Source organism: Collinsella tanakaei (assembly GCF_016900375.1).
GTDB lineage: Bacteria > Actinomycetota > Coriobacteriia > Coriobacteriales > Coriobacteriaceae > Collinsella.
The window spans coordinates 66,778-80,771 of the sequence record NZ_JACJKB010000007.1 but is presented as its reverse complement, the minus strand read 5'-3'; the positions used below and the strand labels follow the sequence as shown (position 1 = coordinate 80,771).

The window sequence follows — 13,994 nt, the reverse complement described above, 5'->3', positions numbered from 1 at the left end:
GAAGCTCCTCCGTCCTGAAAGTGGACACGTTGGCGCGAGCGGGGGCGTATCGCTACAATGGTGGCGCTGGCGTATGCCAGTTGATTGAACAGCGCGCCGCCGCGTCCGCATGAACCCGCGGCGGTCTCGACGATGAGTCGAAGGGAACGAAACGATGAAGTACTTTGGCACCGATGGCTTCCGCGGCGAGGCTAACAAGGGCCTGACGGTCGACCACGCCTTCAAGATCGGCCGTTATGTCGGCTGGTACTACGGTGCTCGCCAGGATCGCAAGGCGCGTGTCGTGGTGGGCAAGGATACCCGCCGCTCGAGCTACATGTTCGAATCCGCCCTCATCGCGGGTCTTGTCGCCTCCGGTGCCGACGCCTACATGCTGCACGTCATTCCCACGCCGGGCGTCGCCTACGAGACGGTCGACGGCCGCTTCGACTGCGGCATCATGATCTCCGCCTCACACAACCCCTATACCGATAACGGCATCAAGCTCGTGAACGGCAACGGTTACAAGATGGACGAGGACGTCCTCGAGCTCATCGAGGCCTACATCGACGGCGAATGCGAGATTCCGCTGGCCACGGGCGACCATATCGGTGCCACCATCGATTACATGCAGGGCCGTAACCGCTATATCGCCCACCTCATCGCGAGCGCCAACTTCTCGCTGCAGGGTGTGAAGGTCGGCCTCGACTGCGCCAACGGCTCCGCCTCGTCGGTCGCCAAGCCCGTGTTCGACGCCCTGGGCGCCGACGTGCGCGTGATCAACAACGCGCCCGACGGCTTCAACATCAACGTCGACTGCGGCTCCACCCACATCGACCGCCTGCGCCGTCACGTGGTCGAGCAGGGCCTGGACGTGGGCTTTGCCTACGACGGCGACGCCGACCGCTGCATCGCCGTGGACGAGCACGGCAACGTGGTCGACGGCGACCTCATCCTGTACGTGTGCGGCGTGTACCTCAACAAGCACGGCCGTCTGACCGGCGGCACTGTGGTGCCCACCGTCATGAGCAACTACGGCCTGTTCAAGGCGTTCGACGAGGCGAGCCTCACCTACGAGACCACCGCGGTGGGCGATAAGCACGTGTACGCCTGCATGCGCGCCAACGGCTACAGCCTGGGCGGAGAGCAGTCCGGCCACATCATCTTCGGTGATATCGAGTGCACAGGCGATGGCATCATGACGAGCCTGCGCGTGATGGAGGTCCTGCGCGCCGAGCGCGAGACGCTCTCGCAGCTGTGCGCGCCCGTGAAGTTGTACCCGCAGGAGCTCGTCAACGTGCGCGTGACCGACAAGGACGCCGCGATGAACGATCCTGCCGTCCTAACGGCGGTCAAGGAGGCCGAGGAGTTCCTCGGCGACCGCGGCCGCGTGCTCGTGCGCGCGAGCGGCACCGAGCCTTTGGTCCGCACGCTCGCCGAGGCGCCGACCGACGCGCTGTGCCGCGAGGCGAACGCCTTCGTCGTCAAGGCGCTGGAGCCCTTCCGCGCCGAGTGAAAGTTTGGGGACAGGTCCCAAACTTTCACGTACAACTCCCCCTGCGCATAGCAAAGGGCGGCCGGGCATATGCGCCCGGCCGCCCTTTAACCGTTGGCTGTAGCCGCTGCCGTTTACTGCTGCGGCGTCGCAGGCGGCATGTTGCCGGCGTCGTGGGCGTCGCTCGCCACGACCATCTGCTCGAACATGCTCGCCGCCTGGCGGAAGTCGCTCGGCAGCACCACGGTGGCGCTCTTGCCGCTCTTGGCGAACTCGTTCATCATCTCGGCCCACTGCGTGAACATGAACAGCTGGTTGGCCTCGTCGTTGCCCACGCCGGTCTCCTGGATGATCTCCAGCGAGTCCTTGATGCCCGCGGCGATGGCCTTGCGCTGGTTGGCGATGCCCTCGCCGGCCTTCTCCATGGCCTCGGCCTCGGCCACGGCCTCGGTCACGCGGCGGATGCGGTCGGCCTCGGCCAGGTCCTGAGCGGCGGCCTTCGTGCGCTGCGCGGCGTTGATCTGGTTCATGGAGTTCTCGACCTCGGCGGGCAGGGCGATCTTGGTGATGAGCGTCGACACCAGGGTGAAGCCGTAGGCGGCCATCTGCTCGGACACGGTAGCGTTGACGTCCTTGGCGATGTCGTCCTTCTTGGCGAAGACCTCGTCGAGCGTGTAGACGGGGATGGAGCTGCGCAGCGCGTCGGTGATGAAGTCGCGCATCTGCGCCACAGGCTGCTGGAGCATGTAGTAGCTCTTGTACACGCCGGACTCCTGGGGCGTGTTGCCGAGCTCGTAGCTCACGTGGTACTGAGCGGAGACCTCGAGGCCGATGGTGACGTTGTCCTCGGTCTTCACGTCGATGTCGAAGCCGTTCTTCATCGTGCGCAGGCTCACCGTGGCGGCCTTGCGGTCGATGAACGGGATCTTGGCGTGGAAGCCCGCGCCCACGATGCGATGGAACTTGCCCAAGCGCTCGATGATGACGGCGTGCTGCTGTTTGACGACGAAGAACAGGTTGCCGGTCACCGTCGCGATGATGGCGACGATAACGATAAGCCCGAGGATGCTGAACAGAAGGGCCATGGTGCTTCCTTAGAACGAAGGGACGTTTGCGAATAGGGTACCCACATGTTAGCAGGCCCGTACGGTCGGAGGCCTGAGGTTACAGAGCGTAGAGCGCGCCGAACTTCTTGGCGAGGTACTCGCAGTACGGCGTGGCGTCGAAGGGCTGGCCGCAGGCGAGCTCGATGAGCTCGGGGGCGTCCTTGCTGCGGCCCCAGCGCCAGATCTTCTGCTCGAGCCACGAGCGGATGGGGGCGAGGTCGCCCGCGGCGCAGGCGGCTCCCACGTCGATGCCGTCGCCGACCATGGCGATCAGGAACTGCGCGTCGTAGGCGCTGCCCAGCGCGTAGCTCGGGAAGTACCCGAAGTCGCCGCCAGACCAATGCGTGTCCTGCAGGCAGCCATGCGTATCGTCGGGAACCTCGATGCCCAGGTAGCGACGGGTGAGGTCGGCCCACAGCCCGGGGACGTCGCGCGCCGTTGCCTCGCCGGAGAACAGCAGGCGCTCAATCTCGTAGCGGATCATGATGTGCAGCGGATAGGTGAGCTCGTCGGCCTCGGTGCGGATGAGCGAGGGCTGCGCGATGTTCACGGCGCGGTAGAGCTCGTCTTCGGAGACGCTGCCGAACACGGCCGGAACGCGGCGGCGCAGCACGCCGAGCAACGGGCCCATGAAGGCGCGGCTGCGGCCCACGATGTTCTCGAAGAAACGCGACTGGCTCTCGTGGATGCCCATCGAGGTGCCGCCGGCCAGGCAGGTGTAGCTGTAGGCGGGGTCGACGCCCAGCTCGTAGGCGGCGTGCCCCGCCTCGTGGATGATGGAGTAGACGTTCGAGATGAGGTTGTCCTCGTAGATATGGGTGGCTATGCGCGCATCACCCGCGGAGAAGCCCTCGGAGAAGGGGTGCTCAGTGAAGGCGAGCGTCGTGTCGGCGCGGTCGATGCCCATAAGCTCGATGAGGTCGAACGAGATCTTCTTCTGCAGGTCGGCAGGAACACGCGCGTCGAAGAAGCTCGTGTTCGGCTGGTAGCCGCGCTCGACGATGGCGTGCACGATGGGCACGACCGTCTCGCGCACCTGGTCGCAGAAGGCGTCGAAGCTCTTGGCGGTCAGGCCGCGCTCGTACTGGTCAAGCAGCACGTCGTAGGGGTCCTTGCTGCTGTCGAGATAGCCGGCGTGGCGCTTGAGGGTCTCCACGATGCGGTCCACATAGGGCTCAAACGACGCCCAGTCGTTTGCGAGCTTGGCCTTGTGCCACACGGCGTCGGCCTCGCAGGTCAGGCGCGTCCAGGCCTCTTCCTCCGCGGTTGGGATGGCAGAGGCCTCGCGCTGGTCGCGCGCGAGCACGCGCGCCTCGTCGGCCAGCTGACCGGAGATCCTGCCCTTGGCTGCAGCCTTCTTCAGATCGTGGATGAGCTCGCGCGAAGCGTCGCGGGTAAGCAGCGTGTGATGTGCAGAGCTCAGGGCTGCCAGCGCCTCGCCGCGCGCTGCGGCGCCGTTCTCGGGTGCGATCGTGGCGCCGTCGAACTGCGTGATCTTGGTCAGGTACTCGTAGGTCCACAGCTCGCGCTCGAGTTTGCGGAGCTTCTTTTCGAGCTTCTTCGCGCTGTGCTTGGTCTTGTTGCCCATGGCGACCCCCTTGTTCGGCGTTTCTCATGGGCTAAGTGTAGCCGGTTTCGGGCGGGTTGGCCTCTCTGGGGACGTAGCCGGGAGGCGCCACGCCGGCCACCGCGACGAAGCTGCCGTCCGGGACTCCCGGCGTGGCACCTCCCGGCTACGTCCCCAGAGAGGCCAACCCGCCCGCGGCGCCGGATGTCCGAAAACATCTCCGTCCTGAAAGTGGACATCGCGCGTTGAGGCACCGAGCGCACACATCCTTGTGTTATCCTTGCCCCCAACGCGATGACGGAGAGGGTTGCGCCCGCCGCGCCCCGGCAAGAGAGGGAAGGTCACCGGCTGAAAGCCTTCCTGCGTGGGCAAGGACGCAGCGTTCACTCCCGAGCAGCGACCTGAACGGCGCCAAGTGTGCTGAGTAGGGAAGCCGCCCGCCCGGGCGAGATCGGGCAAAAGAGGGCATGTCGGGCCTGACATCCGGCAGCCAAACAAGGTGGTACCGCGGATTTATCCGTCCTTGGCGCGAGGGGGCAGTCCCAAGCGCGAAGGACGGTTTTTTTGTTAGAGAAGGGATGATTCATGAGTCTGATCGAAGACCTTGACCAGCTTGAAGCCAAGGCCAAGGAGATGATCGAGGGCGCAGCCACGCCCGAGGCGCTCGAGCAGGCGCGCGTGGCGCTGCTCGGCCGCAAGGGCGAGATCACCTCGGTGATGCACATGATGGGCAAGGTCGCCCCCGAGGAGCGCCCCGTTCTGGGTAAGCGCGCCAACGAGCTGCGCCGTCTTGCCGAGAGCCTCGTCGAGAGCCGCGGCGGCGCTCTCAAGCGCGCCGCCATGCGCGATCTCATGGCCACCGAGGCTGTGGACGTCACCCTGCCGGGCGCCCGCCCCAAGATCGGCCATCAGCACCTCATCAACCAGATCATCGAGGAGATGGAGGACGTCTTCTGCGGCATCGGCTACACGGTCGAGGACGGTCCGCACGTGGAGACGACCTACTACAACTTCACCGCGCTGAATGCCCCCATGGATCACCCGAGCCGCAGCGCGCGCGACACGTTCTACGTCGTGGACAACGCGCCGGGCACCTGCGCCCACTCCGAGGCGCACGCGCACGGCGAGTCCGACGTCCTGCTGCGCACCCAGACCTCTGGCGTGCAGGTGCACATCATGGAGAGCCAGAAGCCGCCCATCTACATGATCGCGCCGGGCACGGTGTATCGCCCCGACACCCCCGACGCCTGCCACCTGCCCCAGTTCAACCAGGTCGAGGGCCTCGTGGTCGACGAGGGCATCACCTTCGGCGACCTCAAGGGCACGCTCGATTACTTCGTGAAGTGCATGTTCGGCTCCGAGCGCAAGACGCGCTACCGCCCGCACTTCTTCCCGTTCACCGAGCCCTCCTGCGAGGTCGACGTGAGCTGCGGCGTGTGCCACGGCGAGGGCTGCAGCTTCTGCAAGCACTCCGGTTGGATCGAGATCCTGGGCTGCGGCATGGTCGACCCCAACGTGCTCGTCAACTGCGGCATCGACCCTGAGCGCTACAGCGGCTTCGCCTTCGGCATCGGCGTCGAGCGCGTGGCGGCGCTGCGCTACGACCTGCCCGACCTGCGCACGCTCATGACGGGTGATATGCGCTTCTTGAACCAGTTCTAGGTTGACTGATCCCCGCGGGTTTCCCAGGCACCGCACCTTGCCCTTCAATCGTCGGGCATGGCGCGAAGGCCTATGCCCTCCTCTTTCAGGGCAATCTGCGGCACCTGGAAAACCCGTCTCCGTTGCAGGTCCATTGATCCCTGCGGCTTTCCCAGGCACCCGACCTTGGGGTTCAATCGTTGGGCGCCGCACGCTAGGCGTGCACCCTCCTCTTTCACCCCAATCTCGGGCACCTGGAAAAGCCGTCTCCGTTGTCAGATGTAAGAAAACCCCTAGGGTTATTTCACATATCGAGAGGAGAAGACGCGATGCGCGTTCCGTATAGTTGGCTCGGCGAGATGATCGAGCTGCCGAGCGACCCGGCAGAGCTGGTCGCAGAGTTCATCCGCACGGGCACCGAGGTGGAGTCCGTCGATACCGTGGGCGAGTCGTTCGACCACGTCGTCACCGCTCAGGTGCTGTCCAAGGAGCCCCATCCCGACTCCGACCACATGTGGGTCACCAAGGTCGATGTGGGCCAGTTCAATCTGGGCGAGGATGGCAATCCCGAGCCGCTGCAGATCGTCTGCGGCGCCCAGAACTTCAACGAGGGCGACCACATCGTGACCGCCATGATCGGCGCCGAGCTGCCCGGCGGCATCAAGATCAAGAAGTCCAAGTTGCGCGGCGTTCTGTCCTGCGGCATGAACTGCTCCGCGCGCGAGCTGGGGCTCTCCGGCGATCACTCGGGCATCATGATCCTGCCGCCCGACGCGCCGGTGGGCGTGCCGTTCGCGCAGTATCAGGGCACTTCCGAGACGGTGCTCGACTGCGAGATCACGCCCAACCGTCCCGACTGCCTCTCCATGGTGGGTATCGCCCGTGAGGTCGGAGCCATCTACGACCGCGATTACCACGTGGATTACCCTCAGATCAAGGAGGAGAAGGGCACTCCGACCGCCGATGAGCTCACGGTCACCTTCGACGGCGAGGGCATGTGCGACCGGTATGTCGCGCGCATCGTGCGCAACGTGAAGGTCGGCCCGAGCCCCGACTGGATGGTCCAGCGCCTGACCGCGCTCGGCATCCGTCCGCACAACAACATCGTCGACATCACCAACTACGTGATGATGCTTACCGGCCAGCCGCTGCACGCCTTCGACCTCTCCACCTTCGCCGCCCGCGACGGCAAGCGCTCCGTCGTGGTCCGCGCCGCGCAGGAGGGCGAGGCCTTCACGACCCTCGACGGCGTCGAGCGCACGCTCTCCGCGGGCATGACGCTCATCACCGACGGCGAGCGCCCTGTTGCGCTGGCGGGCGTCATGGGCGGCATGGATTCCGAGATCGAGGACGACACCGTCGACGTCATGGTCGAGAGCGCCTGCTTCGACGCCGGCCGCACCTCGCACACGAGCCGCGACCTGTCGCTCATCTCCGACGCCTCCATCCGTTTTGAGCGCCAGGTTGACGAGACCGGCTGCGTGGATGTCGCCAACATCACTTGCGCCCTTATCGAGGAGCTCGCCGGCGGCGAGGTCGCACCCGGCTACGTGGACCTGTATCCTGCGCCGAAGCAGCAGCCCGAGCTGACGCTGCGCCTCTCGCGCGTGCACGCCATCTGCGGCGCCGATATCGAGGCCGACTTCGTCGAGCGCGCGCTCACGCGCCTCGGCTGCACGGTCTCGCGCGCCGATGACGACACGTTCCACGTTGTGACCCCGAGCTTCCGCCCCGACCTACCGCGCGAGATCGACCTCATCGAGGAGATTCTGCGCCTGTGGGGCATGGATCGTGTCGAGGCGACCATCCCGGCGGCCAAGAACCACATCGGCGGCCTGACCCGCGACCAGCATCTCACCCGCAAGATCGGTCAGATCCTTCGTGCTTGCGGCCTCAACGAGACGACGACCTTCGGCTTCGCCGCGGCGGACGACCTGAAGAAGATCGGCATGTCCGAGGAGGGTCGCGGATGCCCGGTGGTCCTCATGGATCCGCTGATCGCCGACCAGACCGAGATGCGCCGCTCGCTCATCCCGGGCCTGCTGCGCTCCGTTGCCTACAACGAGGCCCACGGCACCGCCAACGTGCAGCTGTACGAGATCGGGCGCCTGTTCCACGGCCGCGAGAACGCGAGCAAGCCCAAGGAGCGTATGAGCCTCGCCGGCGTGCTGTCTGGCGCCATGGACGACATCACCTGGCTGCAGAAGTACCGTCCGCTGCGCTTCTTCGACGGCAAGGGCGTGGTTGAGGAGCTGCTGGCCCAGCTGCGCATCGAGAAGGTGCGCTTCCGTCCCGCCGAGGGCGAGGGTTACGCCTTCCTGCAGCCCGGCCGCGGCGCCGAGGTTCTCTCGGGCGGCACGGTGCTCGGATGGGTCGGCGAGATCCACCCCGACGCGCGCGAGGCCATGGATATCGATCTGCCCGTGGTGGCCTTTGAGCTCAACTTCGACGCGCTGCTCTCCGGTGCGCGCAACCAGGAGGCCTACCACGAGTTCTCGAGCTTCCCGAGCGTTGAGCACGATCTGGCCATCGTGGTCGACGAGAGCGTGACCTGCGAGGATCTGGAGCGTCGTATCACGAGCGCGGGCGGTAAGCTGCTCGCTGGCGTGCGCCTGTTCGACGTCTACCGCGATCCGGTTCGCGTGGGCGAAGGCAAGAAGTCGATGGCGTTCGCGCTGACGTACCGTTCCGACGACCACACGCTGACCTCCGAGGAAGTCGAGAAGGCCCACTCCAAGCTGGTCACGAAGGTCTGCAAGGCCACGGGCGGCGAGGTGCGCGCCTAAGGTTGCCGCACGGCTTACATAACCGCCTGTTTAACGGCGTATACTAGAGGGACCCGCGCTTGGCGCGGGTCCCTGCTATCACGGGGGAGAGGGCTGCGAAACATGCCGAGTTGGAACATCCATATCGCCCAGACCGAGCGTCTGCTGGAACGCGGCGGCGCCGTCACGCGTGCCGTCCGCGACGCCAACGCGTTTCTGTTCGGCAACCTGGTGCCGGATATCATGGTCGGCTATATGGTGCCCGGAATCGACCAACCCGTCCCGTATCGCAAGACCCATTTTGCGGCGCCGGAGTTCATCCCCAAGCCGCGCGAACGCGAGTTCTGGGATACCTATGTGGCTCCGCAGTATGCCCGGCTGACCGCGAGCGACCTGCAGTGCGCTCATGTCGTGCCGACGACGATCGAGCAGGAGCGCAATGCGATCGATCGCGTGCATTTTCCCCAGCGCTTCGAGGGACAGAAGGCGGCAGAGCAGCCCGCGAGCGCGCCCGACGACGTGGCGCCCTGCCTGCCGAGCCCTGCTCGCACCTTGTTTGACCTGTTGCTGGGCACCTGGGCTCACCTGCTGGCGGACAACCTGTGGAACACGCGCGTGAACCAATTTCTTGACGAGCACGGCGGCAAGCCGTCCGAGCAGTTCCGCATCAAGAAGCAGGGTGACTTCGATGGGTTCGGCAAGATGCTGCCTATCTCGTCGATTCCGCGTGAAACGTCGGAGCTCCTGCAGGCTGCTGCGGCGTTTCCCCAATATGCCATTGCCGCTCCTCACGTACACGACGCCATTGTGGTGACTCACGAGATCGTTCGCACGAACGGCGTACCCGATCACGTTCCGTACCAGCTCCTCACCGAGGACTTCTTCGAGATCACCTTCAACGACGTCCTCGATGCCACCGATCGGGCGCTTGAGGAGCGTTTGTAGACACCAACCTTCATCAAGCGAAGCTCTAATAGGCTATGTATACGAGTTGGGTACGATTTTTCGGTGCCCAAGTCTCACAGGTGCTGTATCCCTTAACAAAAGCCCAGTTGAATCCTGCGGTTTTATTACAAGGTGTTCCGCCTGTGGCGAATGGGCACCGAAAAATCGTACCCAACTTCACTTTCGCGCCCGGTCGTGCCCTTTAGCCCGTGAATCCTATACATATGCGCGGCAAGCAACTGGGAAAATACGAATATTCTAAACATTCCATGTAGCAGGCAGTAGAAGCCTCCGAAGGGCGAGGCGCTTTTCGGTCCTGCCGGGCTCGCACCGTGAGAAATCGATGCCTAGATAATAGGCAAGTCGCTGCGCTACGGCCTCGAATCGGTCGAAGTCCTTGATGCGGAAGGGCGTAATGAACATGACGGTATAGCCGGTCGCTTCGATATCATCGCGACGGTCCTCGTCGGCTTCGATCTTGTTCGGCTCACTGTGATGCTCCTGGCTCTGATATTCCAAGACGACGTGAGCCGATTTGAACACGAGGTCACCATAGCGAACCCCCGGTTCATGATTCGAGCCGAGGTATTGGATGATGGGAAGGTCGGCATTCAGTTCAGGCAGGGGAAGGCCGTATCCGCCTTCTGAGACGGGAAGACAAAGCAGAAGAAACAGATTGGTTTCCATAGGCGAAGCGGATTTGTCCTGTAGGTAGCGGGCAAATCGTGTAGCGCGCTTCATACCGTAGATTCCCGGGTTACGGGAAAGAAATCCACGGATAGAGAGCACATCTGTGAGCTTGCCAAGATCGTAAGAAGCGAAGCACTCGCGGTTGGAGTAGGCAGGGCGTGTATAGGTTCCGCATAGCTCGAGCCCGAGCTGCACGCTCGACGCCATGTTGTGCTGTTGACAGTACAGCGCGAATAGGAGTTCGGGAATGACGCAAAGACAGTGTTCATCGATGCCGACGAGATAGGGTTCCTCGATGGTTGCAGATAGTGATTTGCATGTGATGAGCTTCGAGGTCCGTCGCTGTGCATGTTCCGGAACAAGAGCCGTGTAAGGGGTACTGAGCCGACGAATCGCATCTGAGGAAGCGGCGAGCGGTTTGATATCGCGGGCGCAACTTGCGGCATCAAGGATATCGCTCGGGACAAACGCGTAGGATGCGTAGTCACGTGGAAGGAGGCCCAGACGAATGAGCTGTAACGCAGAGTCTCCTGTTGCATAAAATTTCTTCATACGAACAGTATGTCATAAAATAAGTACAGAATGTATTAGAAATTAAAATAACGTATCAAACAGAAATCAAAACTAGCAAAGCAAAGCATGTGGAAAACTAAGAAAACCCCCGCCCGGCGAACCGGACGGGGGCAAGCTGTCGCAAGAGCTGCGGTATGTGCGCTTAGCGGACCTGAGCGACGTAAGCCACGTTCGTGGAGGTCGCCTTGCCGTCGAGGTGGATGGACATACGCGGATCGCCGGCGGTCGCGACGGTCAGCTCGCCCTCCTTGACGTAGCCGAGCTCCTTAGCGGTCTCGATGGCCTTGATGATCGTACCGTTGACGGTGCCCTGGGTGATGGCGGCCAGGTGCGGCTCGACGCCCCAGTACATGATCATCTGCTGGACGGCCCACTCGTGGCGGGAGAACGCGCAGATGGGCACGTTGGGGCGGAAGTGCGAGATCAGGCGCGCGGTGCGGCCGGTGGTGGTGGGGGTGGTGATGCACTTGGCGCCCACGACGGTGGCCATGTTCACGGCGGACATACCCACGACGTTGTTGATCACGCGGGTGCCGTGAGCGTTCTCGGGGGCAACGAGGGGAGCGTGCACGGGCAGGTGCTTCTCGGTCTCGTGTGCGATATGGGCCTGCATCTTCACGGCCTCGACCGGGTACTGGCCGGCAGCGGTCTCGCCGGAGAGCATGACGGCGTCGGTGCCGTCGTAGATGGCGTTCGCGACGTCGGCAACCTCGGCGCGGGTCGGGCGCGGGTTGTGCTGCATGGAGTCGAGCATCTGCGTAGCGGTGATAACGGGCTTGTAGGCCGCGTTGCACTTGGCGATGATCTCCTTCTGGATGTGCGGCACGAGCTCAGCGGCGATCTCGATGCCCAGGTCGCCACGGGCGACCATGATGCCGTCGGAGACCTCGAGGATGTCGTCGAAGTTCTGGACGCCCAGGGCGCACTCAATCTTCGGGTAGATCGTGACGTGCTCGCCACCGTTCAGGCGGCAGAGGTGACGGATCTCCTCGACGGCGGCGGCGTTGCGGATGAAGGAGGCAGCGATGTAGTCGATGTTCTCCTTGATGCCGAACAGGATATCCTCGCGGTCGCGGTCGGTGATGGCGGGCAGGGAGATGTCGACGTTGGGGATGTTGACGCCCTTGCGCTCGCCGATCTCACCGGTGTTCTTGACGACGCAGTGCATGTCCTGGCCGTCGATGCTCTCGACCTCGAGGGCAACCAGGCCGTCATCGATCAGGATGAGGGAGCCGGCCTCGGCCTCGGAGGGGAGCTTCAAGTAGTCGAGGGAGATGTGGGTCTCGTCGCCGAGCCAGTCCTCGGTGGTGGGCTGAGCGGTGACGATGATCTTGTCGCCCTCGTGGACGGTGATCTTGGCGTGATCCTTGAGCAGGCCGGTGCGGACCTCGGGGCCCTTGGTGTCGAGCAGGATGCCGACGGGGATGCCGAGCTCGCGGGAGACGCGACGAACGCGCTCGATGCGCTCGTGATGCTCCTCGTAGGAGCCATGCGAGAAGTTGAAGCGAGCGACGTTCATGCCGCTCTTGATCATCTCGCGGAGCGTATCGTCGTTGTCGCAGGCGGGACCCATGGTGCAGACGATCTTAGTGCGCTTGTACATTCAGACCTCCATCTGACGTTGCCTTTGCGCTGATAAAACGAATTACCAATGGCATATTATAAGCGATTTGTTCGCAGGGGTTTGCAAACCTTCCGTCATCGAAGAGTTGCCACATTCCTTCTACGAAATCGATTTTATGATATCTGATGTAACTTGTTCGAACAGGATACAACAAGAAGAGTCCAAAACAAATCCCCAAGCGCCCATGCAAACGTTGCCTGCAAAGCATGGCGGCTGGACCTGCAGTTTGCAAAAAGCTGCAGAATCGTTTCGCTCAAACGATTCAAACGTGTGGGCCGTTGAAGCAAAAGTTAGACGCGGCTACACTAGGCGCGCTACATTCCTTAAGGTGCCTGACCATCGCACATCGGACGGCCGGGCAAAGATGGCGGCAGGTGATCGAGATGGGTGAGACTAAAGCGGTTGGACGTCGCCGCGGGCTTTCGCGCGACGCGCGTATCATGCTGGCGGCGAGCTTCTTCTATCTGAGCAGTACCATGCTTTCGACCCCGGTCATCTCGGGTTTCGCGGGCTCGCTCGGCGCGACCGCGGCCTTCATGGGTATCATCGGCGGCCTCATGAACGTCTGCTCGCTCGTCATGCGCCCCATCGCCGGCAACCTCTCCGACATCATGTGCAAGCGCCGCATCGCGACCATCGGCTCGCTCGTCCTGGGTGGCTCGATGATCCTCTACGCGTTTGCGACCGACCCCTTGCAGGTCGCCGTGCTGCGCCTCACGAGCGGCGCCGGCTATGCGTTCTGCTCGGTGTGCATGTCCACCTGGTTCGCCTCGCTGCTGCCTCCCGAGCACGTGGGTTCGGGCATGGGCATGTTCGGCATGATGAACGCGCTCGGCATGGCGGTCGGCCCGGCGGCGGCGCTCGCCATCAGCGATGCGTTCGGCTATCGTCCCGCCCTCGTGTTCGGTGGCCTTATGGCCGTCATGACCATGGTTCTCGTGCAGTTCGTGAGCAACCCCGGCGAGCCCGTTGCCGTCAAGCAGGACCAGCAGGGCGCGCCGCGCGCCCATCGCAAGCTCGCGCTAGTCGACAAGCGCGTCGTCCCGGCGGGCCTCATCATCGCGCTCTTCACCATTCCCTATATGGCAACCCAGTCCTTCATCGAGAGCTTCGTCGACGCGCGCGGCATCGACGTCTCGGTCACCCTGTTCTTCCCGGCCTACGCGCTCGTGCTGCTCGCCATGCGCTATCTGCTCAAGCACCAGTTCGATACGGTGAAGTTCGGTCCGTTCCTTATCGCCTCGTCCATCTCGGCGATCGCCTCGATGGTCCTGCTCACCGTCATGCACGGCAACGTGGCGATGTTCGCGGCAGCGGCCTGCATGGCAGGAGGCTACGGCATCATGTGCTCCGTGTGCCAGTCGACCGCGGTGCGCCTGGTCGGACCCGAGCACGCGGGCATGGCCAACAGCACCTATTACATGGGCCTCGACATCGGCATGTCGGTCGGCCCCATGATCGCGGGCGTGCTGTTCGGCGCCGTCGACCTCAACTTCTTCTATCCGCTGCTCGCCATCACCGTGCCGCTGGCGCTCGCCGTCTACGCGTGCTCGAAGGGCCTGCGCAGGATGTAACTATCCGATCCGAAACGATTGCGACCCCGGTTCCG

9 protein-coding genes are annotated in these 13,994 nt (G+C 63.5%); 5 read left to right on the top strand and 4 right to left on the bottom strand.

Going from position 1 to position 13,994, the window contains the following annotated elements; all coding sequences use genetic code 11:
- The first annotated feature begins 154 nt into the window (after window positions 1-154).
- The gene (glmM, locus tag H6A16_RS05970; RefSeq protein ID WP_204617098.1) at window positions 155-1,495 is read left to right on the top strand and encodes a phosphoglucosamine mutase; all 1,341 of its coding nucleotides are present in this window, start codon (window positions 155-157) and stop codon (window positions 1,493-1,495) included.
- Window positions 1,496-1,608: 113 nt separating this feature from the next.
- Here glmM and H6A16_RS05965 read toward each other — a convergent pair whose 3' ends face one another.
- The gene (locus tag H6A16_RS05965; protein WP_204617095.1) at window positions 1,609-2,559 is read right to left on the bottom strand and encodes an SPFH domain-containing protein; all 951 of its coding nucleotides are present in this window, start codon (window positions 2,557-2,559) and stop codon (window positions 1,609-1,611) included.
- A gap of 79 nt (window positions 2,560-2,638) precedes the next feature.
- On the bottom strand, window positions 2,639-4,168 hold the full coding sequence (locus H6A16_RS05960) for a carboxypeptidase M32 (protein WP_204617093.1): 1,530 nt from the start codon (window positions 4,166-4,168) through the stop codon (window positions 2,639-2,641).
- 564 nt (window positions 4,169-4,732) lie between these two features.
- Here H6A16_RS05960 and pheS point away from each other — a divergent pair.
- The 3 genes from pheS (at window position 4,733) to H6A16_RS05945 (ending at window position 9,498) form a co-directional block, all read left to right on the top strand.
- Window positions 4,733-5,809, top strand: a complete 1,077-nt coding sequence (gene pheS, locus H6A16_RS05955; protein WP_275052359.1) for a phenylalanine--tRNA ligase subunit alpha — start codon at window positions 4,733-4,735, stop codon at window positions 5,807-5,809.
- A 308-nt stretch (window positions 5,810-6,117) separates the two neighbouring features.
- Window positions 6,118-8,574, top strand: a complete 2,457-nt coding sequence (gene pheT, locus H6A16_RS05950) for a phenylalanine--tRNA ligase subunit beta (RefSeq protein ID WP_204617091.1) — start codon at window positions 6,118-6,120, stop codon at window positions 8,572-8,574.
- Between the two features lie 102 nt (window positions 8,575-8,676).
- Window positions 8,677-9,498, top strand: a complete 822-nt coding sequence (locus tag H6A16_RS05945; protein WP_204617089.1) for a hypothetical protein — start codon at window positions 8,677-8,679, stop codon at window positions 9,496-9,498.
- Window positions 9,499-9,756: 258 nt separating this feature from the next.
- Here the strand turns inward: H6A16_RS05945 and H6A16_RS05940 are convergent, their stop codons facing one another.
- On the bottom strand, window positions 9,757-10,740 hold the full coding sequence (locus H6A16_RS05940) for a hypothetical protein (RefSeq protein ID WP_204617086.1): 984 nt from the start codon (window positions 10,738-10,740) through the stop codon (window positions 9,757-9,759).
- A 163-nt stretch (window positions 10,741-10,903) separates the two neighbouring features.
- Window positions 10,904-12,364 (bottom strand): pyruvate kinase, encoded by a 1,461-nt coding sequence (gene pyk / locus H6A16_RS05935; RefSeq protein ID WP_204617084.1) that lies wholly within the window; start codon window positions 12,362-12,364, stop codon window positions 10,904-10,906.
- A 404-nt stretch (window positions 12,365-12,768) separates the two neighbouring features.
- Here pyk and H6A16_RS05930 point away from each other — a divergent pair, with 404 nt between their 5' ends.
- Window positions 12,769-13,959, top strand: a complete 1,191-nt coding sequence (locus tag H6A16_RS05930) for an MFS transporter (RefSeq protein WP_204617082.1) — start codon at window positions 12,769-12,771, stop codon at window positions 13,957-13,959.
- Window positions 13,960-13,994 lie beyond the last annotated feature (35 nt).